The 23,510-nt window shown below is 74.4% G+C and carries 19 protein-coding genes and 2 pseudogenes; 11 read left to right on the top strand and 10 right to left on the bottom strand.

Translation table 11 applies throughout. From position 1 onward, the window contains the following. The first annotated feature begins 42 nt into the window (after nucleotides 1-42). The gene (locus tag ABWI07_RS23735; protein ID WP_149258011.1) at nucleotides 43-627 is read left to right on the top strand and encodes a Uma2 family endonuclease; all 585 of its coding nucleotides are present in this window, start codon (nucleotides 43-45) and stop codon (nucleotides 625-627) included. Nucleotides 628-660: 33 nt separating this feature from the next. On the opposite strand, the gene ABWI07_RS23730 is transcribed toward ABWI07_RS23735, so the two are convergent. The 3 genes and pseudogenes from ABWI07_RS23730 to ABWI07_RS23720 all read right to left on the bottom strand — a co-directional run. Continuing rightward, entirely contained in the window at nucleotides 661-1,299 is a 639-nt protein-coding gene (locus ABWI07_RS23730; protein WP_353819836.1) for a hypothetical protein, read from the bottom strand. After that, a pseudogene (locus ABWI07_RS23725) lies at nucleotides 1,296-2,597 on the bottom strand (selenium-binding protein SBP56-related protein); the annotation flags it as partial. The gene ABWI07_RS23730 and the pseudogene ABWI07_RS23725, both read right to left, overlap by 4 nt. Before the next feature lie 73 nt (nucleotides 2,598-2,670). Then, a pseudogene (locus tag ABWI07_RS23720) lies at nucleotides 2,671-3,225 on the bottom strand (molybdopterin-dependent oxidoreductase); the annotation flags it as partial. 132 nt (nucleotides 3,226-3,357) lie between these two features. Here ABWI07_RS23720 and ABWI07_RS23715 point away from each other — a divergent pair. The 4 genes from ABWI07_RS23715 to ABWI07_RS23700 are packed head-to-tail and all read left to right on the top strand — an operon-like array spanning nucleotide 3,358 to nucleotide 7,243. Next, on the top strand, nucleotides 3,358-4,284 hold the full coding sequence (locus ABWI07_RS23715; protein ID WP_502912847.1) for an AAA family ATPase: 927 nt from the start codon (nucleotides 3,358-3,360) through the stop codon (nucleotides 4,282-4,284). A gap of 2 nt (nucleotides 4,285-4,286) precedes the next feature. Continuing rightward, nucleotides 4,287-5,402, top strand: coding sequence for a vWA domain-containing protein (locus ABWI07_RS23710; RefSeq protein WP_308800776.1), 1,116 nt, complete (start codon nucleotides 4,287-4,289; stop codon nucleotides 5,400-5,402). Further along, entirely contained in the window at nucleotides 5,395-6,600 is a 1,206-nt protein-coding gene (locus ABWI07_RS23705; protein WP_149257348.1) for an XdhC family protein, read from the top strand. Before ABWI07_RS23710 ends, ABWI07_RS23705 begins: the two co-directional genes overlap by 8 nt. Beyond that, on the top strand, nucleotides 6,584-7,243 hold the full coding sequence (locus ABWI07_RS23700; RefSeq protein WP_149257347.1) for a nucleotidyltransferase family protein: 660 nt from the start codon (nucleotides 6,584-6,586) through the stop codon (nucleotides 7,241-7,243). The genes ABWI07_RS23705 and ABWI07_RS23700 overlap by 17 nt, the downstream gene beginning before the upstream one ends. Here the strand turns inward: ABWI07_RS23700 and ABWI07_RS23695 are convergent. From ABWI07_RS23695 to ABWI07_RS23675, 5 genes are all read right to left on the bottom strand, one after another. Continuing rightward, entirely contained in the window at nucleotides 7,173-8,393 is a 1,221-nt protein-coding gene (locus tag ABWI07_RS23695) for a DUF6986 family protein (RefSeq protein WP_353819826.1), read from the bottom strand. The two genes, ABWI07_RS23700 and ABWI07_RS23695, sit on opposite strands and share 71 nt — an antisense overlap. A gap of 50 nt (nucleotides 8,394-8,443) precedes the next feature. Further along, on the bottom strand, nucleotides 8,444-9,370 hold the full coding sequence (locus ABWI07_RS23690; protein WP_149257345.1) for an aldose 1-epimerase family protein: 927 nt from the start codon (nucleotides 9,368-9,370) through the stop codon (nucleotides 8,444-8,446). 74 nt (nucleotides 9,371-9,444) lie between these two features. Next, the gene (locus ABWI07_RS23685; RefSeq protein WP_353819825.1) at nucleotides 9,445-10,872 is read right to left on the bottom strand and encodes a YlbE family protein; all 1,428 of its coding nucleotides are present in this window, start codon (nucleotides 10,870-10,872) and stop codon (nucleotides 9,445-9,447) included. Next, the gene (locus ABWI07_RS23680) at nucleotides 10,869-12,338 is read right to left on the bottom strand and encodes an AllF/FdrA family protein (RefSeq protein ID WP_353819824.1); all 1,470 of its coding nucleotides are present in this window, start codon (nucleotides 12,336-12,338) and stop codon (nucleotides 10,869-10,871) included. The genes ABWI07_RS23685 and ABWI07_RS23680 overlap by 4 nt, the downstream gene beginning before the upstream one ends. After that, a complete protein-coding gene (locus ABWI07_RS23675) occupies nucleotides 12,335-13,351 on the bottom strand; it encodes an oxamate carbamoyltransferase subunit AllH family protein (RefSeq protein ID WP_149257342.1) in 1,017 nt (338 codons plus the stop codon). The genes ABWI07_RS23680 and ABWI07_RS23675 overlap by 4 nt, the downstream gene beginning before the upstream one ends. A 212-nt stretch (nucleotides 13,352-13,563) precedes the next feature. Between ABWI07_RS23675 and ABWI07_RS23670 the strand changes: the two genes are divergently transcribed. The 5 genes from ABWI07_RS23670 to cutA all read left to right on the top strand — a co-directional run bounded on the left by ABWI07_RS23670 (nucleotide 13,564) and on the right by cutA (nucleotide 20,970). Next, on the top strand, nucleotides 13,564-15,339 hold the full coding sequence (locus tag ABWI07_RS23670) for a PucR family transcriptional regulator (protein WP_149257341.1): 1,776 nt from the start codon (nucleotides 13,564-13,566) through the stop codon (nucleotides 15,337-15,339). Between the two features lie 208 nt (nucleotides 15,340-15,547). After that, nucleotides 15,548-17,020 carry a uracil-xanthine permease family protein gene (locus ABWI07_RS23665; protein WP_149258009.1) on the top strand — a complete coding sequence of 491 codons (1,473 nt, stop codon included), beginning with the start codon at nucleotides 15,548-15,550 and terminating at the stop codon, nucleotides 17,018-17,020. A 12-nt stretch (nucleotides 17,021-17,032) separates the two neighbouring features. Further along, nucleotides 17,033-17,896, top strand: coding sequence for an FAD binding domain-containing protein (locus ABWI07_RS23660; protein WP_353819823.1), 864 nt, complete (start codon nucleotides 17,033-17,035; stop codon nucleotides 17,894-17,896). Further along, nucleotides 17,896-18,555, top strand: coding sequence for a (2Fe-2S)-binding protein (locus tag ABWI07_RS23655; protein ID WP_353819822.1), 660 nt, complete (start codon nucleotides 17,896-17,898; stop codon nucleotides 18,553-18,555). Before ABWI07_RS23660 ends, ABWI07_RS23655 begins: the two co-directional genes overlap by 1 nt. Further along, nucleotides 18,556-20,970 carry an aerobic carbon-monoxide dehydrogenase large subunit gene (gene cutA / locus ABWI07_RS23650; RefSeq protein ID WP_149257338.1) on the top strand — a complete coding sequence of 805 codons (2,415 nt, stop codon included), beginning with the start codon at nucleotides 18,556-18,558 and terminating at the stop codon, nucleotides 20,968-20,970. Nucleotides 20,971-21,129: 159 nt separating this feature from the next. Here cutA and ABWI07_RS23645 read toward each other — a convergent pair whose 3' ends face one another. Then, nucleotides 21,130-21,975 (bottom strand): polysaccharide deacetylase family protein, encoded by an 846-nt coding sequence (locus ABWI07_RS23645; protein ID WP_353819821.1) that lies wholly within the window; start codon nucleotides 21,973-21,975, stop codon nucleotides 21,130-21,132. A 242-nt stretch (nucleotides 21,976-22,217) separates the two neighbouring features. On the opposite strand from ABWI07_RS23645, the gene ABWI07_RS23640 reads away from it, so the two are divergent. Further along, nucleotides 22,218-22,880 (top strand): SRPBCC family protein, encoded by a 663-nt coding sequence (locus tag ABWI07_RS23640; protein WP_353819820.1) that lies wholly within the window; start codon nucleotides 22,218-22,220, stop codon nucleotides 22,878-22,880. Nucleotides 22,881-23,018: 138 nt separating this feature from the next. On the opposite strand, the gene ABWI07_RS23635 is transcribed toward ABWI07_RS23640, so the two are convergent. Beyond that, nucleotides 23,019-23,393 carry an FKBP-type peptidyl-prolyl cis-trans isomerase gene (locus tag ABWI07_RS23635; RefSeq protein ID WP_149257335.1) on the bottom strand — a complete coding sequence of 125 codons (375 nt, stop codon included), beginning with the start codon at nucleotides 23,391-23,393 and terminating at the stop codon, nucleotides 23,019-23,021. Nucleotides 23,394-23,510 lie beyond the last annotated feature (117 nt).

Here is a 23,510-nt window from a genome sequence, read left to right as displayed (position 1 = left end):
ATGACCGCTCAGAGTGTCGAGGCGATTGCGGAAAGTTGCCACATGGACCTTGAGGCGCTGCCAGACTGGGTGATCCCCCCGCCGGACGGCTTCACCGCCGACGACTTCCTCCGCATGCGCGGTCTGCCCCGGCACACGGAGCTGATCGACGGGAGTCTGGTCTTCGTGAGTCCGCAGCGCAAGTGGCACGTGCGTGTGATCAACCTGCTGCGGGACGAGCTCAACCGGCAGGCGCCCGCGGCCCTGTGCGCCGACCGGGAGATGACCGTGAGGCTCTCCGACCGGCATGCGCCCGAGCCGGACGTGCTGGTCGTCACGGCGGAGGCCTACGAGCGCGACGAGCCGTCGACCTACTACCTTCCCGAAGACGTCGTCCTCGTGGTCGAGGCGGTCTCCCCCGATTCGCGGATTCGCGACCGGGAGGTCAAACCGCGCAGGTACCGGGAGGCCGGCATCAGGCACTTCTGGCGTGTCGAAGAGGACGAGGGCAGGACCATCGTCTATGTCTACGAGTTCGATCCGGCCTGCGCCGCGTACGTCATGACCGGAATTCACCACGACCAGCTCAAGGTGACGGCGCCTTTCCCGATCGAGATCGATCTCTCGGCCGTCGGCAAGCGCCGGTAGAGCCAGGCGCGGGCCGCCGCGTCCGGCCCAGGATCACCAGGCGGTCAGGGCGGTGACGGCGCCGGCGCCTATCAGGGCCACCGCCCAGAGGCGGTCGAGGTTGAACCAGGCGCGGCGCAGGACGGCCAGGCCGACGATCTCGTAGACGAGCACGGCGATCACTCCGGCGACGGCGAACATCGACAGGGTGTGCACCGCCGTGACGAACACGCCGGTCGACAGGGCGCTGCCGGACGACGAGGCCAGGCCGTGGTCGTGGCCCGCCGGGGCCGTTCCGGAGGAGGTGAGCACGGGCAGCAGCATCAGGCCCGCGCCGTGCACCGACGACATCAGGAACGACCAGCCGGCGAGCTGCCACAGCGAGATCCGCATGCCGACCCACCGGAAGTGCCGTTGCGACAGCAGCCGCCACAGGCCGAACCCGACGAGCACCGCCCCACCGCCGATCGCGACCGCGCGGGTCGCGACGACGGAGCGGGTGAGGGCGACCAGGACGGCGACGGCGCCGACGGAGGCGGCGTGGCCCGCGGCGATGGCCGGGAGCGACTGCAGCACGAGCGACCGGCTGCGCTCCTGGAGGCCGCGGGCCACCGCGAACAGCCATCCCATGGCCGGGTTGAGGCCGTGGAACGCGCCGAGCGCGACCAGCGCCGCGAGCGACCCGTCGTTCACGGGTAGCAGTAGGAGTCCGAGGACGCGTCGCCGCCCTGGAGGCGCGTCTGGTGCGGCCGCAGGCCCCGGAAGTCGTCGCCGCTCGGGAAGAACCGCTCGTCGAACGAGAAGCCGTCCGGGGTGGAGTCGAGCTTGGCCATCCACGCGCCGACGCCGTCGGGGTAGAACTGGTCGTCCCACGAGCCGTAGAGCGAGTTGGTGACGTAGACGCGCTTCCCGTCGCGGCTGACCTCGACCATCTGCGGCCCGCCCGCGAGGGGGCGGCCGGGGCCGGCGGGATGCGGGGTGCGGCGCACGATGCCGCCGATGCGCACCGAGCCCGCCTCCACCGGGTGGAACGGGTCGCTGACGTCGTAGCGCTTCAGCTCCCCGGTGCCCCAGCACGAGACGTACAGCCACTGGTCGTCCACGGACAGGTCGATGTCCGTCACGAGCGGGGGCACGGCCCCGAACGGGCGGATGACGGGCGGCAGGTCGTCCGGGTCGGCCGGCTCGGCGGGGATTGTGATCACCTTCGTCGCCGCCCACCGGTCGCCGTCGCGGTGCCAGACCCAGACCGACGCCGACAGGTCCTCGACGCTGACGACCACGCCCGCGAACCCGTAGAGCTTCGTCGGGTCGTGCGCCGGACGCAGCTCCAGGACCATCTGGTGCTCGTCCCCGAGGTCGACCGTCTGGACGTGCTTGCGCTTGCGCAGGTCGAAGAAGTTCAGCGAATGGCCGTACTCGCGCCCGAGCAGCAGTTCGCCGACGACACCGTCCTCGACCATGGACGGCGTGCCCCACTCGGACGTGATGAGAACGTCGTGCGCGATGTGCCACCAGGCGTCGTAGGCGTAGTACTGCGGCCCCCGGTCGACCTCCCACCGCCCGAGCACCTCGAACGAGGTGTGGTCGAGCAGCGCGATCCCGCCCGGCCCGTCCTCGCCGTTCGCCCCGCCGAGGGCGGTCAGGTAGAGGCCCTCCGGCCCGCAGTGGACGGTGTGCGGGCGCGAGTACCCGGCGCGCTTGGCCAGCTCGTCCGCCTCCAGCGTCTTGATGATCTTCGGGGCGGTCGGGTCGTCCTTGGTGTCGATGACGTACACCCGCGACGACCGCAGCCCCGGGACGATCAGGTACCGGCGCTCGACGTGCGGATGCGGCGACCCGGGGCACAGGGCGCTGCTGCACGCGTTCCACCCGAAGTGGTGCAGCTCGTCGCCGAGGTTGGGCAGCTCGGTCCACCCCACCACGGAGCCGTAGGCGGCGGAGCCGGGGTCCACGTCGAGCACCGCGATCGCGTCCGGCTTCTCGGCGGCCCGGTCGACCGCACGGGTTCGGGTGACGGTCCCGCGGGCGGGCGCGGCGCCACGTCCGGCCGCACGCGATCCCCGCCCATGAGGGCACGACCAGGCGCACCGGGTAGCCGTGGTCGGGCGGCAGGGGAGCGCCGTTCATCTCGTAGGCGAGGAGCGCGTCCTTCATGGCCTTCGCCACCGGCAGGGGGCGCCGCACGCGGCCCAGGTTCTCGCCCTTGTCCACAAAGTCAGCGTCCAACCCGAGCGGGATGATGTCCACGGCCTCGGGGGTGATACCTGCGCGCCGCAGGACGGTCGCCAGGCGGACCCCGCGCCAGCGGGCGACGCCGACCGCGCCGAGCCGCCAGGCCGTCCCCGACACCTCCTGGCCCTGCTGGGAGGTGTAGAACCCGCGCCCGTTGCCCGTGCACTCGATGAACGCGGTGACCTTCTCCGACGGGAGCCGGAGAAGGTCCTCGTAGGTGAACTCGACGGGGCGGTCCTCGGCCGGTGCGCCGCGCAGGCCGGTGCCCCACAGCCTCAGCCGCCAGGTCCGCGCGTCGATGAGCGGTGTGGCGACGTGGTTGCGGACGAAGAACCGGTCGGCGGGCGTGAGCTCCCCCTGCCCGCGGATGGCCTCCCACCGCATCTCGGCGTTCGTGCCCTGCGGGACGAACAGCTCCGGTTCGCGGACGCGCCTGGCCCGCCCGTCCGCCCTGAACCGCATGTCCGGTGAAGCCGGATGTGTGACTTGGGTCTCGGGCTGAGTAGCCTGTGATCCGTGGGGGAGGCGGCGCCGATGACCGTGGACCAGGTCGGATCGCCCGCGGAGCTCGCGGGCCTGCTCGACAGGCATGGCTACCTGAGCGACGAGGGGCTGGCCACGGCCTGCTTCCTCGCGCTGCGGATGGGGCGGCCCCTGTTCCTGGAGGGGGAGGCCGGCGTCGGCAAGACGGAGCTGGCCAAGACCCTCGCCCGGGGGCTCGACGCGCCGCTGATCCGGCTGCAGTGCTACGAGGGGCTCGACGCGTCGCAGGCGCTCTACGACTGGGACTTCCCCCGCCAGCTCCTGCACCTGCGCGCGGCGGAGGCCGCGGGCGTCAGCGACGTGGCGCGGCTGGAGGGCGAGCTCTACGACCGGCGGTTCCTGCTGGCGCGGCCGCTGCTCCAGGCGCTGGAGACGTCCCCCAGCGTGCTGCTCGTCGACGAGCTGGACCGCGCCGACGACGAGTTCGAGGCGTTCCTGCTCGAGGTCCTCAGCGACTTCACGATCACCGTTCCGGAGCTGGGCACGATCCGGGCCGAGCGGCCGCCGGTCGTCGTGGTGACCTCCAACCGCACCCGCGAGGTCCACGACGCGCTGAAGCGCCGCTGCCTGTACCACTGGCTGGAGCATCCGGACTTCGACCGCGAGGTCGCGATCATCAGGCGGCGGCTGCCGGACGCGTCGGAGCGGCTGGCCGGGCAGGTGGCGCGGGCCGCGCAGCGGATGCGCGAGACCGACCTGCTGAAGCCGCCGGGCGTCGCCGAGACCCTGGACTGGACGGAGGCGCTCGTCGCCCTCGGCGTCCGCGACCTCGACCCGGGGACGGCAGCGGTGACGCTCGGCGCCGTCCTGAAGTACCGCGAGGACCAGCAGCGCGTGCTCGGCGGAGCGGCCGGCGCCGGCGGCGCCGTCGGGCTAGAGGCCCTGCTCAGCGGGGGTTAGCCGTGGACCGGGACGTCACCGAGACGATGGTCGGCTTCGCCCGGACGGTGCGCGCGGCGGGCGGGGCGGCCGATCCCGAGCGGGTCCAGGCGATGCTCGCCGCGCTCGACCACCTCGACGTGCTCGACGCCGGCGACGTGTACTGGGCGGGGCGGCTCACCCTGTGCGCCGACCCCGACGACCTCGCCCGCTACGACCGGTGCTTCGCCGCGTACTTCTCGGGCGCGACCGCCCGGCCGGGGCGCAGGACGCCGCCCGTGGTGGTGCGCCGGGTCCCGACGGCGGAGCCGGGCGGGCCGGGCGGCGACCGGGAGGGGGACCTGGAGGCGGCGACGGCCAGCGACGTCGAGGTGCTCCGCGACCGGGACGTGGCGCGGCTCGGCGCCGCCGAGCGCGCCGAGGTCGCGCGGCTCATCGCCCTGCTGGACGCGGGGGCCGAGCGGCGCAGGTCGCGGCGGTTCGCCCCGGCGACGTCCGGGCGGCTCGACCCGGCGCGCACCGTCCGGGAGACGCTGCGGCGCGGCGGCGAGACGTCCCTGCTGCGGCACCGGAGCCACCGCACCCGGCCGCGCCGGGTCGTGCTGATCGTGGACGTCAGCGGGTCGATGAGCCCGTACGCCGACGCGCTGCTGCGGTTCGCGCACGCCGCCGCCCGCTCCGGCGGCCGGGACGTCGAGGTGTTCAGCGCCGGGACGCGCCTCACCCGCCTCACCCGGGAGCTGCGGCACCGCGACCCGGACGCGGCGATGGCGGCGGCGTCGGCGGCCATCCCGGACTGGAGCGGCGGCACCCGGCTCGGCGAGGAGCTGAAGGAGTTCCTCGACCGGTTCGGGCAGCGGGGGCTGGCGCGGGGCGCGGTCGTGGTGATCGCCTCGGACGGGTGGGAGCGCGGCGACGCCGGCCTGCTCGGCGCGCAGATGGCGCGGCTGCACCGGCTCGCGCACCGGGTGGTGTGGGCGAACCCGCACAAGGCGCGGCCCGGGTACGAGCCGCTGACCGCGGGGATGGCGGCGGCGCTCCCGCACGTCGACGACTTCACCTCCGGGCACAGCCTCGCTGCCCTGGAGGAGCTGGCCCGCATCGTCGCGGGCGCCGGAAAGGGGAGGTCCCATGCGTGACGTGCTCGGCGACATCGCCGACTGGTACGGGTCCGGGCGGACGTTCGCGCTCGCGACCGTCGTGAACACCTTCCGCAGCGCGCCGCGCCCGCCGGGCGCGGCGATGGCCGTCTCGCCGGACGGGGAGGTCGCGGGCAGCGTGTCGGGCGGCTGCGTCGAGGGCGCCGTGTACGAGCTGGGGCAGACGGTGCTGGAGACCGGCGAGCCCGTCGTCCAGCGGTACGGGGTGAGCGACGACGACGCGTTCGCCGTCGGCCTGACCTGCGGCGGCATCCTGGACGTGCTGGTGGAGCCCGTCGGCCCGGACACCTTCCCCGAGTTCCCGGAGGTCGCCGCCGCGATCGAGGCGCGCGAGCCGGTCGCGGTCGCCACCGTCGTGGCCGGGCCCGGGCGGATCGGCGCCCGCCGGGTGGTCTTCACCGACCGGGCGTCCGGGTCCCTCGCGCCCGGCGCCCCGCACGCGGCCCGCCTCGACGCGGCGGTGGACGACGACGCGCGCGGCATGCTCGCCCAGGGCCTCACCGGGCAGCGGCACTACGGGCCCGAGGGGGAGCGGCGGCTGGACGACCTCAGCGTCTTCGTGCACTCGTTCGCGCCGCCGCCGCGGCTGCTGGTGTTCGGCGCGATCGACTTCGCGGCGGCCGTCGCCCGGATCGGCAAGTTCCTCGGCTACCACGTGACGGTGTGCGACGCGCGGCCGGTGTTCGCGACGCCCAAGCGGTTCCCCGAGGCCGACGAGGTCGTGGTGAAGTGGCCGCACAAGTTCCTGGAGGAGACGCGCGACGCCATCGACGGGCGGACCGCGATCTGCGTCCTCACCCACGACCCCAAGTTCGACGTGCCGCTGCTGGAGGTGGCGCTGCGCACCGATGCCGGGTACGTCGGCGCGATGGGCTCGCGCCGTACCCATGACGACCGGACGGCCCGGCTTCGTGAGGCCGGCCTGTCCGATGCCGAACTGGCCCGGCTGCGCTCGCCGATCGGCCTGGACCTCGGGGCCCGCACGCCGGAGGAGACGGCCGTGTCGATCGCGGCGGAGCTGGTCCAGCTGCGCTGGGGCGGTTCCGGCCGCCCGCTCACCGACACCAGCGGCCGGATCCACACGGAGTCGGATTCACACGAGCCGGGTCCCGGCGCGTCGGATACCGGGAAGGGCGACGTGAGCGCACTACCCTCGCGGGATGACGTTGCACGGTGAGGAGTCCCCGGCCGGCCTGCTGCTCGCCGCCGGGGAGGGCAGCCGCCTCGGGCGGCCCAAGGCGACGCTGGAACTGGACGGCGAGCGGCTCGTCGACCGGGGCGTCCGCACGCTGCGGGACGGCGGCTGCTCCCCGGTCCTGGTGGTGGCGGGGGCCGCGCAGATCGAGGTCATCGGCGCCGTCGTCGTCCCCAACCCCGACTGGCGGGACGGCATGGGCTCGTCCCTGCGCACCGGGCTCGCCGCGCTGCCGCCCCGCTGCCCCGCCGTGGTCGTCGCGCTGGTCGACCAGCCCCTGGTGACGCCCGCCGCCGTCGCGCGGCTCATCGCCGCGTACGAGGAGGGCGCCGCGATCGCGGTCGCCGCCTATGGGGGAGCGCCGCGCAACCCCGTCCTGCTGACCGCCGCGCACTTCGCCGGCGCGGCCGAGGCCGCGGTCGGCGACCAGGGGGCGCGCGGCTACCTGCGCGCCCACCCGGAGCTGGTGACGCAGGTCCCGTGCGACGACGTCGCCGCCCCCGACGACATCGACACCCCGGACGACCTGTCCGCGCTCAAGGAGACCCCTGAGCTCAACCGCCTTCGGGCAGAACGCTCTCGTCCAGCGCCCCGCAGTCGACCGCACGGCGCAGCCGGGCGGTGAGCGCCCTGATGGTGGCGGGCTCGTCCAGGACGCCGTTCGCGCTCCCCGCCTGCTCGTGCCAGGCCCGCACCCGTCCGATCACGTCGTCGACGCCGCCCAGGTGGAACGCGTACACCGCCGCGTACCGGCTCGGCAGGTGCGCGGGGTGCAGGTCCCAGCCCTGGTAGAAGCCGTGCGCCAGCGAGTGCCGGACGTGCGCGGCGTGCACGGCCCAGGTCGCGTTGACCTCGTCGGGCCCGTCGTTGCGGGGGATGACGTTGGTGGAGCCGTCCGACAGCCGGACCCCGGTGCCCGCCAGCGACACCTGCATGATGTGCCGGGCGAAGTCGCAGGCGGGGTGGTCGAGGCGCTGCTCGTGCGGCGGCAGCCCGAGCGCGGCGGTGTAGTCGAACACGCCGAAGTGGGCGGCGGTGATGCGGCCCTGCGCCTGGGAGACCAGCGACTGGAGCCCGATCCGCTTCTCCTCGTCGTCCATGAGCGCCTGCGGCGTCTCGATCTGGATCTCGAACCGCAGGATGCCCTGCGGGAGCCCGAGCGAGGTCTCCAGCCGGTCGAGGAACTCCACGAACAGCCGGACGTGCTCGATCGAGGTCACCTTGGGGAAGGTGATGGTGAACCCGCCGGGCAGCCGGCCGAGCCGGTCGCGCAGCGCGGTCAGGAACCCGTCCAGCGTCCGCATCGCGCGCTCGTGGCCGCCGTCGGCGAACGACTTGACCCGCAGCCCCCAGTAGTGCGGCAGGCCCTTCACCTGGTACGCGGCGCCGACCGCCTCGACGACCTGGTCGACGTGGGCGTCCTCCTCGGTGTCGTCGCGGACCCCGTAGCCGTCCTCGAAGTCGATCCGGATGTCCTCGACCGGCTCGGCGGCCAGCTTCGCCGCGACGCGCTCCCGCACCGGCCCGGCGAGCTCGGGGTCGAGCCCGAACGCCGCGCCGAACGATCCGGCGCCCGGCGTGTGGGTGTTCAGCAGCCGCAGCGCCTCGGCGCCGAAGTCGGCGGGCGTCGAGCGGGAGAACCGGTCCGCCGGGACGTACACCGTGTGGACCGGTTGGCGGCCTTCCGCGCCGCCGGGGAAGCGCTCGCCGTGGGCGTCGCGGACGGCGGCGATGCGCGCGGACAGGTCGTCGTACGAGGAGACGCTGAGGTTCACCCCGCAATGATCCCCCAACCCCCACCGGCTAGGGAACCGATACCGCGTGATCAGGCCGCCTGGATCCCCCAGCTTCCGCTGAACTCCTCGCCCGGTGCGAGGTCGACGACGCCCTCCCCGGACGCGAACGCGTTGGGCGGGCACGTCATGGGCTCGACGCCGAGGCCGGAGCGCGGGTCCGGGGCGTTGTCGGCGGTGTAGACCTCCATCCACGGGTGCGCCTCGTCGGCCCAGAGCCGCACCGTGCGGTCGCCGCCGGACAGCGTCACCCAGGCGCGGCCGTGGCCGTCGCGGTTGAGCCCGGTGTAGGCGTTGTCGATCCGCCGGTCCCCGAACACGGGCCCGGTGCGCAGGTCGTACTGGGTGCCGGTCACGTCCTGGGACGGCCCGGACGGGATCATCCGCTCGTCCACCGGGAGGTACCGGTCGGCGCCCAGCGTGACGGTGCAGCCGTCGATGGGCTCGCCGACCGTCAGGTAGGGGTGCGCGCCGTGCCCGTAGGGGGCGGTCCTGGTGCCGGTGTTGCGGGCCGTCATCCGCACGCGCAGCCCTTCCTCGGCGTCCAGGGTGTACTCCGCCTCCAGGTCGAGGCGGAACGGGTACCCGGCCGTGCCGAGCAGCCGGTGCGTGAGCCGCACCCGGTCGGGCTCGTGCTCGGCCGCCGTCCACGCCGCCCACCGGACGAGCCCGTGGATCGCGCAGTCGCGCTCGGGCTCGGACAGGTCGAGCCGGTGCGAGGCCCCGCCGTACTCGTAGGTGCCGCGGTCGACGCGGTTCGGCCACGGGATCAGCAGGTGCCCGAACGCGGCGGGGGCCGGCTCGTCGGCGCCGTGCGTCAGCACGAGCGGGCGCCCCTCGCGGGTCAGCTCGCGCAGGCTCGCGCCCGACTCGGTGACGACGGCCTGGTAGTGCCCCGCGCTGAGGGCGTACTGCTCGCCGGTGAGGGCGGACCGCTCCCCGCTGATCGACTCGCTCATGCGTGCGACGTTACCCCCGCCGCCACGGCTATGCGATCTCCGCCGCGGCGGCCCGGCCGACTCCGCCTCGGCGGTCAGGCCGGCTCCGCGAGGGCGTGCAGGGCGTCGGTGAAGACGTTCGCCGGCGGCTCGACCAGTCCGGCGCCGACCTGGCCCGTGCCGGCCTCCCGCCCGGCGATGCCGGTGTCGATGACGGGCAGGATCCCGGTGCGGACGACCCGCGTGACGTCCACGCCCACCGGGGTCCCGCGGAACGACAGCAGCGGGATCTGCAGCACCGGGTGCTCGGCGAGGGTGATCTCGTACATCCGCTGGGTGGCGGCCACCGCGTCGGGGACCTCCCCGCCGACGAACCGGACGATCGCGGGCGCGGCGGCGAGCGCGAACCCGCCCATCCCGGCCGTCTCGGTGATCGCCGAGTCGCCGATGTCGGGGTTGGCGTCGTCCGGGCCGTAGCCGCCGAGGTAGAGGCCGTCCGGGACGCCGGCGGGGCCGGTGAACCAGCGGTCGCCCGTCCCCGACACCTGGACGCCGAAGTCGGTGCCGTTGCGGGCCATCGCCACGACGAGGCTCGACCCCGGCACGCCGCGGGCCGCGTCCGCGCAGGCCTTCGCCGCCGCCATCCCCGCGTTGAGGAAGAAGTGGTCGTTGCCCGCCGCGAACCGCAGCGCCTCGGCGGCCCTCGCGCGGGGCACCTCCTCGGCCGCCGCGAGCGCGGGCGCCAGCTCGCGCAGCAGCAGCGACGTCGCCGCCCGGTTGCGGTTGTGCAGCTCGTCGCCCATCTGCAGGGCCTGCGCGATGAGCGCCATCAGGTCGATCGGCCCGTGCCGCCGGACGGCCTCGCGCAGCGCCGGGCCGAGCACCTCGCCCATCCACGCCAGCCGCTCGATCACCTCCGGCCCGTACGCCCCGTACCGCAGCACCTTCCCGAGGCCCTCGTTGAGCGAGCAGTAGGACGTCCCGCCGTGCTCGGCGTCCTCGACCACGAGCATCCACATGGACGGGCTGACGACGCCCGCCATCGGGCCGACCGCGGCGTGGTGGTGGCACGGCTCGAACACCGCCGCGCCGCGCTCCAGTTCGCGCTCGGCGCCGCGCGGCGTCTCGGCGAGCCCCTCCAGGAGCATCGCGCCGATCAGCGCGCCGCGCATCGGGCCGGACGCCCGCTCCCATTCCAGCGGCGGGCCCGCGTGCAGGAACTTCCCCGGCTCCAGGCCGAGCACGTCGCGCGCGGGGCGCACGTCCACCAGGTGCGGGCGCGCCGTCACCATCCGCTGGACGGCGCGGGCGTTGGCGTCGGCGTGGCCGGGGTCGCCGAGGACGGCCGCGAGCGCGGCCTCCGTCCCGGCAGGCGGCGGCCGCCAGTCGACCGACTCCACCGGGACGGCCTGCTCGGCGAGCGCGCTCGCGAGCACCTCGACCCCGGTCGCGACGACGCGCGGCTCGCGCGAGAGCAGCCCTCCCAGCCGGTGCCCGCGGTGCTGGTCCCGGTTGTCGCTCATCCGGGCATCCCTTCGACGATCGACCCGTCCACCAGCGCCAGCGCGTGCCGGGTCGCCTGCGCGTTGGAGGCGAACACCTCCGCGCCCGCCTCGCACAGCGCGGCGGCCTGCCGGTCGCGGTCCTGCGGGTCCGCCGGCGTCCCGCAGAGCGACACGACGACGGCGAGGTCGGGCCGGTCCCGCACCGCCGCGGTGACGGCCGGGACGAGCGCGGCGGCCGGATCGGGCTCCGCGCCGTGGCCGAGCACCACGTCCAGGAGCAGGACGCCGCAGCCGTCGTCGGCGGCCTCGGCGCGCAGCGCCTCCAGCCGCAGCGTCGGGTCGATCATCGGGTGCGCGCGGCCGCGCGTGTAGGCGTCGTCGCCGAAGTCGGTGAACCGGTGGCCGCGCGCCTCCAGGTCCCGGCCGAGCGCGTCCCGCGCGATCATCTCGGCCTCGTCGCGCAGCGTCCCGCCCGCGAACAGCCCGCGCAGCGCCAGGCCGGGAGCGGGCGCGGCGCGCCGGGGCGAGACCCAGCGCGGCCACGTCGGGACGGGACGGCCGAGCGCCCGCAGCGCCTTCTCCGCCGCGCGCGTCAGGTCGTCCTCGCCGGGCAGCGGCAGCGCGAACACCACCGGGGTGTCCAGCCGCCGGGCGGCCTCCCGGATCAGGTCCAGCACCTGCGGCGCGGGCGGCTTGGACACCAGCACGATCAGCTCGGTGCCGGGGTCGGCGTCCAGCGCGGCCAGCGCGGCGAGCGCCGACCGGCCGCTCACCTCGGGCGACAGGTCCCGCCCGCCGACGCCGAGCACGTGGCTGACGCCGGTGCCCGCCGCGTCCAGCAGGCACATCAGCTGCTGCGCGCCCGTCCCGGACGCCGCGACGACGCCGACCGGGCCGGGCCGCACCGCGTTGGCGAACCCGAGGCCCGCGCCGCCGATCACGGCGGTCCCGCAGTCCGGGCCCATCACGATCAGCCCGCGCCGCGCCGCCGCCTCCTTCAGCGTGATCTCCTGCCCGACCGGCACGTTGTCGCTGAAGATCATCACGTTGAGGCCGGCGTCCAGGGCGTCCATCGCCTCCGGGAAGACGTGCGGGCCCGGCACCGACAGCAGCGCCACGGTCGCGTCGCCGCGGGCCGCGGCGGACCCGGTCGTCCTGGCCGGCGCGGGCGCGCCCAGGATCCCGCCCCCCGCGGGCGGGCGGGACGCCTCGCGCAGCAGCGCGTCCAGCGCTTCCCGCACACCCTCCAGCCCGCCCTCGCCGGGCCCGTCCTCGTCGACACGGACCGCCACGACCAGGTCGTCCGGCCCGGCGCCGTCCGGCACGGCGAAGCCCATGCGGCCGAACATCTCGCGGTTCAGCTCGGTGCCCATCGCCACCATGGCCGCGGCGACGCCGGACCGTTCCGACAGGAGCCGGCTCACCCGCATCAGCGTGACCGAATCGTGGTAGCCCCCCCGCCGCACCTCGACCCAGTCCGTCATGCGGTGGCCCTCGGGGTGTGGAGGTGCTGTACCGGGATGCGCGGCACCTGGAGGTGCTGGACCCGGAGATACGCGGAGGCGCTGAGGGCGAGGGCGGCGCGGCATCCGGCGAGGACGCCGTGCGCGAGGTCCGCGCCCGACGTGTGGCCCACCGCGAGCAGGCGGCGGACGGCGGCCTGTGGCGGCTCGTGGCCCGCGACGCAGCGCAGGACGGCGGTCACCTCGGCGCCCGCCTGGCCCGCCGCCGCGCAGTGCAGCAGCGTCGCGGCCAGCGCCGTCGTGCGGGTGCCGGCGTCGGCGGTGACGGCCGCGCCGAGCCAGTCGGCCAGCCCCACCGCGGCGTCGCCGTGCCGGACGGCGCCGCCGACCAGCCTTAGCGCGGCCAGCAGGCCGCACAGGATGTCGTCGCCGCTCGGTGTCAGCCCGGGGCCGAGGCCGACGATCCGCTCGGCCGCCTCCACGGCGCCCGCGAGGTCGCCCGCGGCGCAGGACGCGGCGAGCGCGTCCGGGTCGGGATGCCCGGCGAGGCCGCCGCCCGACGGGCCTTCGGCGGTGAGCGCGCCGGCCGCGGTCAGTTCGGCCTCCAGGGCGCGGATTCCCCGGGAGAGCGAGGCGGGCTGCATCGCGCCGAGCACGGGGGAGGGGTCCCACCAGCGGCGCACGCGCACGTTGAGGCCCTCCGCCTCGATCCGGCCGTCGCCGACGAACGCGTCCGCGCCCTCGCGGACGGACCGGAACGGGTGCTCGCGCCGGTGGGCGACGACCACCACCGCGTTCGGAAGCCGGCCGGCGTCGGAGGTGACGACGGCGAGCACGCGCGGCTCGCGGCGCCCTCCGGGGCCGCCCCCGCGCATCTCCAGGTACAGCGCCGCGGGGAAGACCGCGATGACGCGGGCCGCGCGGCGCGGCGGGTCGAGCAGGGGCCGAAGCGCGAGGCTCGCGGCGCCGGCGGCGGGGGGCCGCCCTCCGGGGCGGTCCGGGAGCCGGATCGGGTCGCGGACGAGAGCGGTCACGGATCCTCCCGAGGCCGGTGTCGGCGGCCGCCCGGCGTGCGGACGGCCCGGCCTCCGGCATGACGGTAGAACGGGGCCGCCATTGGACGTATGGATAAAACTGCCAAGGATGGTTGTCATCGTTCGTCTTTGTTGTCAGTGTTGATCAGGCATCGGTAGCGATCACGCCGTCACGGGCGATGTACGCACCAAAAGGCGAGGTGACCCCTGGCATGAGTTACACCACTGCGGACCCGGGCCCACCGGCCCTCCGGCTCGCGAGTACCGGAACCCTGACCTACGGCCTTTCGGTCGGCGAGGTCCTCGGCGTCAGCACCCTGAACGGCGCCCGCCTCATCGCCGGACGGGCCGGACTCGAGCGCGTCGTCCAGCGGCTGAACGTGATGGAGGTCCCCGACATCCTGTCGTGGGTCAAACCGAACGAACTGCTGCTCACCACCGGCTACCCCCTCCGCAACACCCCCCAGTCGCTCGACAACCTGGTCGCCGACCTGGACGAGCGCGGCCTCGCGGCGCTGGCCATCAAGCTGGGCCGCTACCTGGACTCGCTGCCCGCCGAGATGATCGCGCAGGCGGACCGGCGCGGCTTCCCCCTGATCCTGCTCCCGAACGACGTCGGCTTCGACGACATCCTGAACCAGGTGCTGACCGACATCCTGAACCGGCAGGCGGCCGTCCTCGCCCGCACCGAGGAGGTGCACCGGGCGCTCGTGCAGATCGTGCTGTGCGGCGGCGGCCTCCAGGAGGTCGTGGACGAGGTCGCGACGCTGCTGGACGTGGCGGTCGTGGTGCTGGACGGCGAGCAGCGGGTGCTCGCGGGCGCCGGCCCCGACGAGCACGTCCAGGCGATGCGGGCCTTCGACGCGGGCCGGCACGCGGCGTGCGGCCGCGGCGGCTGCGGCATCATCGGCGCGCACGGCACCGGCGACCACCTGGTCGTGCCCGTGATGGCGGGCGGGTTCGACCACGGCCGGATCGTCGCGTTCAGCCCCGGCGGCACCCTGCGCGGCACCGACCTCGGCATCCTGGAGCGCGCCGCGACCGTCGCCGCGCTCGTGGTGACCAAGCAGCAGGCCGTCGCGGCGGTGGAGAGCAAGTACCGCGCCGACTTCCTGCGCGACATCCTCGCGGGCCGGGCGGGCGGCGACGACCGGATCGTGTCGCACTGCGGCGGGTTCGGCTGGGACCTCGACCGGCCGATGATGGTGGTCGTCGCCGAACTGGACGGGCGCCCCCGCGGCGCCTCGGGCCAGGAGGCCGAGGGCAAGGGCCGGGCCCTCCCGGCGGGCAGGGCCGTCGAGCCCGACGGCGGCGCGCGCGGCGTCCGCGGCGCCGAGGAGCGGGCCGCGCAGGAGCGGCTCGCCGCGGCCTGGACGACGGCCGTCCGGCGGCACGACCGGGGCGCGGCCGTCGCGAGCTTCGCCCACGAGGTCGTGGCGATCGTGGGCGCCGAGGGCGGCGACCCGGCCGAGTGGACCGCCGGACCGGTCCAGGCGATGGTCAAGGAGGCCTCGTCGATCTTCGCCGAGCACCTGCCGGTGCGGCGCACGTTCTCCACCGGGATCAGCCGGACAGTGAGCTCGCCGGCCGCGCTGCCCGAGGCCTACGAGCAGGCGGTGAAGGCCGTGCGGGTCGGGCGCCAGCTCAACGGGGCGGGCGCGCGGGCGCACTTCGACCAGCTCGGCGTGTACCGGCTGCTCAGCCTCGTCTCCGACCCGGACGAGCTGCACGCGTTCGTCCGCGAGACGCTGGGCGACCTCGCCGCCGACGACGAGCCGGAGCTGGTCGACCTGCGCCGCACCCTCCAGGTGCTGCTGGAGACGAACCTCAACGTCGCGGAGACGGCCCGCCGGCTGCACTTCCACTACAACACGCTGCGCTACCGCATCGGGAAGCTGGAAAGGATGCTCGGAGCGTTCACCGAGGACGCCCATCTGCGGCTCAACCTCACCCTCGCCCTTCACGTGCTGCGCATGCGGGGTATCTGAGGGTAGCGCCACCGCCCCGGACCCCCGGGGCGCCACACCGGAGCCGGACGGCCGTCGCCCCAGCTCGGCGCGTCCGCGCACCGGCCGGTCCTCCCAATCCTGGACGCGCGGTTTGGCAGATGTCGCCGATGCCCGCCCACCAGGGTAGATCTACCTTGCCCGCATGAAAGGCCCGCGGGAACGCGGCCGGCTGAGCAGGAGGACCCCCATGGTGATCGGCTGGAAGCTGCACGGCGACGGACGGACGCCGCCGCCCGGGGAGGTCGTGCGGCCGGACGAGCGGCTGTCGTGGCCGCGGACCGCGGGCATCGGCGCCCAGCACGTGGTCGCGATGTTCGGGGCGACCTTCGTGTTCCCGGTCGTGATGGGCCTGGACCCCAACCTGGCGATCATGATGTCCGGGATCGCGACGATCCTGTTCCTGCTGATCGTGGGCGGCCGGGTGCCGAGCTACCTCGGCACGAGCGCCTCGTTCGTCGGCGCGGTCGCGGCGATCCGCGCGGCGGGCGGCGACAGCGCCACCGTCACCGGGGCGATCCTCGTCGCGGGCCTGGTGCTCGCGGTGATCGGCGTGCTCATCCACGTGGTGGGCGGCGAGGTCATCCACAAGGTGTTCCCGCCGGTGGTCACCGGCGCCGTGGTCATGCTGATCGGGTTCAACCTGGCCCCCGTCGTCGCGACCGTGTACTGGCCGCAGGACCAGTGGGTGGCGCTGGCGACGCTGGCGTTCGCGGTGCTCTGCGCGGTGCTGCTGCGCGGCTTCTGGGCGCGGATCACGATCCTGCTGGCGCTGGTGTTCGGCTTCGTCCTGTCGTGGCTCCTCGACGCGGCGGCCGGGAAGATCACCTCCGTGCTGCCCGGCCAGAACCTGCTGGACGGCGCCGGCAAGCCGTGCGCGGCGGAGGGCCCCTTCTGCGTCGCCACCGCGTTCCCGCACGACCGGGTGAACCTCACGAGCGTGAAGGCCGCCGACTGGTTCGGGTTCCCCGACCTGCACGCCCCCGACTTCAAGACCTCGGCGATCCTGCTGGCGCTGCCCGCCGTCATCGCGCTGATCGCGGAGAACACCGGGCACGTCAAGGCCGTGGCCGCGATGACGCACGACGACCTGGACCCGGTCCTCGGCCGGGCCATCGCCGCGGACGGCGTCGGCACCGCCCTCGCCACCGCCGTGGGCGGCTCGCCCACCACCACCTACGCCGAGAACATCGGCGTCATGGCGGCGACCAGGATCTACTCGACCGCCGCCTACTTCGTCGCCGCGATCGTGGCGATCCTGTTCGGGCTGTGCCCGAAGTTCGGTGCCCTCGTCGCCGCGACGCCGGGCGGCGTCCTCGGCGGCATCACCGTCGTCCTCTACGGGATGATCGGGCTGCTCGGCGCGAAGATCTGGATCGAGAACCGGGTCGACTTCGCCGACCCGGTCAACCTCGTCCCGGTGGCCGCCGCGATCATTCTGGCGATCGGGAACGTGACACTCCAGGTGACCGACGACTTCCCGCTCCAGGGCATCGCGCTCGGCACCATCGCCGTGCTGGTCGGCTACCACGTCCTGAACGTGCTGCGCCGGCCGGAGGACACGGGCGGCGGCATCATCGCCCCGGCGGAGGAGGAGATCGGCGGCCCCGTCAGGCACGCCGACCACGATCGGCCGGGTACACCCAGGACCGATGAGAGCTGACGAGGGGCCGCGGTGAAACCACCTCCGTTCGGGTACCACGCGCCGGGCACGCTCGGCGCGGCCCTGGACGCGCTGGCCGCCGCGCCCGGCGGGAAGGTGCTGGCGGGCGGGCAGAGCCTCATCCCGCTGCTGAACATGCGGCTGGCCGCGCCGTCCGACCTGGTCGACATCAACCGGGTCGCGGAGCTGGACACCCTCCACGTCGGCGACCAGGGCGTGCGGGTCGGCGCGCTCGCCCGGCACGCGCGGGTGGAGCGCTCGGCGGAGGCGGCGGCCGTGCAGCCGCTGCTCGGACGGGCGCTGCGGCACGTCGCGCACCCGGTGATCCGCAACCGGGGGACGGTCGTCGGCAGCCTGGTGCACGCCGACCCCGCCGCCGAGATGCCCGCCGTGCTGGCCGTCCTCGGCGGGACGGTCGAGGCGGCCTCGGCGCGGGGCCGCCGCACCATCGCGGCCGAGGCGTTCTTCCGCGGCCCCCTGGAGTCGGCGCTCGAACCCGGCGAGCTGGCCGTCGCGGCGTTCTTCCCGGCCGCGCCGCCGCGCACCGGGACCGCGTTCGCCGAGACGGCGCGGCGGCACGGCGACTACGCGCTCAGCGGCGTCGCCGCCGTCGTCGGCCTCGACGAGGACCTGCGCGTCGGCTCGGCGCGCGCCGGGTTCCTCGGCATCGCGCCGACGCCGCTCGTGCTCGACCTGACCGCCGCCGCGGGCCCCCGCGGCGACTGGGCGGCGGCGGCCGCGCACGTCCGGGAGCGGATCGACCCCGAACCCGACATCCATGCGGGCGCCGCCTACCGGCGCCACCTGACCGGCGTGCTCGCGGAGCGCGCCCTGAACGCGGCCGCGGCCGAGGCGCTGCGGAGGGCGGAGGACTGATGGCGGAGAGCTTCGAGGTCGCGCTGACCGTCAACGGGACGCACCGCACGGCGCGCGTCCCGGCGCGGCGGTTGCTGTCGGACCTGCTCCGGCACGACCTCGGGCTCACCGGCACGCACGTCGGCTGCGAGCACGGCGTCTGCGGCTGCTGCACCGTCCTGCTGGACGGGGAACCGGTCCGCTCGTGCCTCATGCTCGCCGTCACCGCCGCGGGCCACGCGGTCACCACCGTCGAGGGGCTCGCGGCGCCGGACGGGACGCCCTCGCCGGTGCAGCGCGCGTTCCGCGAGTGCCACGGCCTGCAGTGCGGGTTCTGCACGCCCGGGTTCCTCTGCACGGTCACGGCGCTGCTGCGGGAGACGCCGAGGCCCACCGAGGACGAGGTCCTGGAGGGGATCTCGGGGAACCTGTGCCGCTGCACCGGCTACCAGAACATCGTCAAGTCGGTGCACCGCGCCGCCGACCTGCTCAGCAGTTCCGGGGGGTGCGGGGGGTCGTCCCCCCGCAATGAACACAGCAGTTCCGGGGGGTGCGGGGGGTCGTCCCCCCACAGTGAACACAGCAGTTCCGGGGGGTGCGGGGGGTCGTCCCCCCGCAATGAAACAGCTGAGGGGTCGTCCCCCCTCAAGGCAACAAAGGCAACAGCTGAGGAGTCGTGAATGGGCACCCGGGTCTTCGGTGAACCGGTCCAGCGGCGCGAGGACGGCAGGCTCCTCACCGGGCGCGGCCGCTACCTCGACGACCTCGGGCGGGACGCGCTCGCGGCGGCGTTCGTGCGCTCCCCGCACGCGCACGCCCGGATCGCCGACATCGACGTGTCGGGGGCCCTCGACGTCGAGGGGCTGGTCGCCGTCTACACCTGGGAGGACCTGCCGGGGAAGGTCGGGGACCCGCTGCCGCTCCTCATCCCGCACCCCGCGCTGACCCACGGCCGCACCGGGTACCCGCTCGCCCGCGACACCGTCCGGCACGTCGGCGAGCCCGTCGCGATGGTCGTGGCCCGCGACCGCTACCTGGCCGAGGACGCCGCAGAGCGCATCCGCGTCGAGTACGAGCCGCTGCCGCCCGTCGTCGGCATCGAGACGGCGGAGCGGGCCGAGCACCTGGTCCACGACGACGTGCCCGGCAACGTGGGCGCCGTCCTGGTCCAGGAGAACGGCGACGCGGCCGCGGCGATCGACGCCGCGCCGCACGTGCTGGAGTTCCGGCTGTCCATCGAGCGCAGCGCGTCCATGCCGCTGGAGGGCCGCGGCGTCTACGCGCGGTGGGACGCCGACGACGGGTCGCTGCGCGTGTACTCCTCCACGCAGGCGTCCACGAGCGTGCGGGCGGCGATCGCGGCGCGGCTCGGGATGCCGAACGGCAAGGTCGAGGTGGTCGCGCCGGACGTCGGCGGCGGCTTCGGCGTGAAGATCGTCCACCCGTGGCCGGAGGAGGTCCTGGTGCCGTGGGCGGCGCGGCTGCTGGACCGCGAGATCAAGTGGACCGAGGACCGCCGCGAGCACTTCGTCTCCGCCGCGCACGAGCGCGGGCAGCTGCAGGACGTGCGGGTCGGGTTCGACGACGAGGGCCGCGTCCTCGGCCTGGACGTGCGGATCCTGCACGACCACGGCGCCTACACCCCGTACGGGATCATCATCCCGATCGTCACCTCCACCCAGCTCCTCGGCCCCTACAAGATCGGGGCGTACCGGGCGGAGGTCGTCAGCCTCTACACCAACACCCTCATCGTCACCCCGTACCGGGGCGCGGGCCGCCCGCAGGGCGTGTTCTGCATGGAGCGGACGATGGACCGCATCGCCCGCCACCTCGGCCGCGACCGCGCCGACGTGCGCGCCGCCAACTTCATCCAGCCCGACGAGTTCCCCTACGACCAGGGCCTGACGTTCCAGGACGGCCGGCCGCTGATCTACGACTCGGGGAACTACCCCGAGCTGCTCCGCAAGGCGCGGGAGCTGATCGGCTGGGACGGCTTCGAGGCCGAGCGCGCCGCCGCCGCGGCCCGGGGCCGCCGCATCGGCATCGGCCTCGGCGTCTACGTCGAGGGCACGGGCGTCGGCCCGTACGAGGGCGGCCACGTCGAGATCGACACCGCGGGGCGGGTGCACGTGTCGACCGGGCTCACCTCCCAGGGGCAGGGCCACGAGACCGTGTTCGCGCAGATCGCGGCCGCCGAGCTGGGCGTCCCCATCGAGGACGTCCACGTCACGACGGGCGACACCCGGCGGTTCGGGTACGCGGTCGGCACGTTCGCGTCCCGCGCCGCCGTGATGAGCGGCAACGCGATCGCGCTGGCGTGCCGGAAGGTCCGCGGCAAGGCGCTGCGCATCGCGGGCGAGGCGCTGGAGGCCGACCCGGACGACCTGGAGATCACCGACGGGGTCGTGCACGTGCGCGGCGACCGGTCGGCGGCCGTCCCGCTGCGGACGGTGGCGGTGCTGTCGAACCCGCTGCGGTACGCGTTCGACGAGGAGGCCGCGGCGGCGACGCAGTTCGCGGTGGGCCGCCCGGCCACCGAGCCGCCCGTCGCGGCCGGGGACGAGCCCGGCCTGGAGGGCCGCGACTACTACTCGCCGGTGCGCTCGACGTTCGCCTCCGGGGCGCACGCCGCGATCGTGGAGGTCGACCCCGACACGGCGGAGGTCGCGATCCTGCGGTACGCGGTCGTGCACGACTGCGGGCGGCTCGTCAACCCGATGGTGGTGGAGGGCCAGATCCACGGCGGCGTCGCGCAGGGCGTCGGCGGCGCGCTGTACGAGCGGATGGTGTACGACGAGTCGGGCCAGCTGCTCAACGCCTCGTTCATGGACTTCCTGATGCCGTACGCGACGGAGGTCCCGCGCATCGAGACCGACCACCTGGAGACGCCGTCACCGCTGAACCCGCTCGGCATCAAGGGGGCGGGGGAGGCCGGCGTCATCCCGGTGTCGGCGGTGGTCGCGTCGGCGGTCGAGGACGCGGAGGGGATCCGGGTGGACGCGATGCCGCTGTCCCCGGACGACCTGTACACGCTCCGGCTGCGCGCCGCGGACGACCCGTCCCTGCGCGTCAAGGAGGACGCCGAGGTGTCCTGACGGCGAGCCGGACCCGTCACAGGTGCGGGCCGGGGCACGGGTCTGGCTGGCGGGGCCGGCTCGGGAAAGCAGGGGACCTCGGCCCCGCCAGCGTGCCGACCTTGGCACAGACCGCCCCGGGACTCCGGCCCAACCGGGTTTCCTCCGGGAAGGTCGCTTTCAGGCGTGGGACGGCTGGTCAGGGGCGTTTCCGCCGAGGGAGCGCGGCAGGTAGTTCTCGACCGCGGCGGGCCGGAACCCGGCCTGCCTGATCCAGCCGAGGATCATCTGGAACTCCTGGGCGAGGCCCTTGCGGTAGTGCATGAGGATGATGTCGCCGGGCTTGAACCCCGTGCCTCCGTCGCCGCGCGCGAAGCCGTTGTAGCCGACGCCGGGCCCGGAGGTGCCGTTGTAGAACTCCGCCGACCACAGCAGCACCGACTTGATGCCGCAGTCCTTCGCCGCCTGCAGGGTGGTCTGGTTGTAGCTGCCGAACGGAGGGCGGAAGACCTGGGGGCGGCGCCCGTACTGCTTCTGGATGGCGTCGGAGGAGTCGCAGATCTCCTTCTTCTGCGACTCGGCGCTGAGCGTCGCCATGTTGGGGTGGGTGACGGTGTGGTTCTCCATCTGCGACCCGGCGTTGCGCATGGCCCAGAAGTACTGTCCCTGCCCCTTGATGTAGGTGGAGGTCAGGAACGTCAGGATGGGGACCTTCTCCTTGCGGACGAGGTTCACGAACTCCGAGTCGTAGGTGTAGCCGTCGTCGATGGTCAGGAAGACGACGCGCTCCTGCGTCTCGATGTGGTTGATGACGGGCGGCAGGCCGTTGGCGGCGGGCTTCGGCATCGTCCACGACCCCGGCTTGGGCGTCGCCCACCGCTGGTCGTCGAGCACGGACGCGAGCTGAGTCCGCATGGACGGGCCTGAGTCGCCGCCCAACCCGGAGGTCACGACGGGCCAGCCGCCCGCGGCCACGCCGAACACTCCGGCGGCGACCATGGCGATCACGGGCGTCTTTCCTGGCATCGACCGCGTACTCCGTTCGCTGGGGGGTCTGAAGTTCTCTGGGGGGTTCTGAAGCTCTTTGGGGTGCAGTGGGTCCGCATCGGTTGACGCGCGGGGGGCGGTCCAGGTTCGCCCCAGCGCGGAACCTGCCGGACATATCTGACCATTCCCAGGCGTCGGGGGAGTGCATCTCACCAATCCTCGGCGTGTACTCGGCAGAAGTTGCCGTTCGGCGAGGGGGCCGGGTTCTCTAAAGTCGGGTCATGCAGCTCACCGGCAGTGCCAGCGTCGCCGCGCCGCTCGACCGCGTCTGGGACGCGCTCCAGGACCCGGCCGTGCTGGCGAGGACGATTCCCGGGTGCCGCTCCCTGGAGGAGACGGGGGACGGCACCTACCGCATGACGGTCACGGCGGGCGTCGCGTCGATCCAGGGCACCTACGTGGGGCAGGTCGAGCTTGCCGACCCCGACCCGCCGCGCTCGTTCGTGCTGCGCGCCCGCGGCCAGGGCGCGCCCGGCACGGTGGACGCCACGGTCCGCGTCCGGCTGACGGACGGCGACGGCACCACCCGGATCGACTACGACGCGGACGCGGTCGTCGGCGGGATGGTCGGCGGCGTCGGGCAGCGGATGCTCGGCAGCGTCGCCAAGCGCACCGCGGGCGAGTTCTTCTCCGCCGTCGAACGCGACCTCATCGCGCTCGCGGCCCCGTCCCCGGTACCCGCCGGGGAACCGGTGCCAGCGGCCCCCGCGCCGTCCGCCGCCGGGACTGCGACTCCGGGACGCGCCGTGTACCCGGGACGCGCCGCGGCCGAGCCGGCGCCCTCGGGGGCCTGGCTCCCGATGGCCGCCGCGTTCGGCACCGGCGGAGCGGTCGCCCTCGCGGGCGTGGCGGTCGGCTACCTCATCGGCCGCCGCTCCCGCTGAGACGCGCCGCGAAGGCCTCGCGAACCCGGGAAGGTCGGACGACCACCCCTGGAAACGGCGACGGCGGGCGCCCCGGGAGACTGCCCAGGACACCCGCCGTTCGATCCGGTCGGCCGACCGCCGACCGGTGGCCGCGTGCTAGCTGACGGCCACGAGGTCGACGACGAAGATGAGCGTCTCGCCGGGCTTGATGGCGGGGCTCGGGCTGCGGTCGCCGTAGGCGAGGTGCGGCGGGATGACGAGCTTGCGGCGCCCGCCGACCTTCATGCCGGCGATGCCCATGTCCCAGCCCTTGATGACGCGGCCGGAGCCGAGCTCGAAGTCCAGCGTGCCGCCGCGGTTCCAGGACGCGTCGAACTCCTCGCCGGTCGACCACGACACGCCGACGTAGTGCATCGACACCTGCGAGCCCTTGACGGCCTCGGGGCCGTCGCCCTCGGTGATGTCGGTGATGTCGAGGTAGGCGGGCGGCTGGCCCTCGGGGAAGTCGATCTCGGGGCGTTCAAGCGCCATGAACGGGCTCCAGCGGTCTCGTCGGATGCAAGGACAGAACAGAGCTGCTCAGCCTATCCGCACGCGGGTCACGAAAGAACGGCCCTTCCGTTGGCAGATTGCGACGGTTTCGCAGGT

Source organism: Actinomadura sp. NPDC000600, from assembly GCF_040492135.1.
Lineage (GTDB): Bacteria > Actinomycetota > Actinomycetes > Streptosporangiales > Streptosporangiaceae > Spirillospora.
This window is presented reverse-complemented; position numbering and strand designations above follow the sequence as displayed.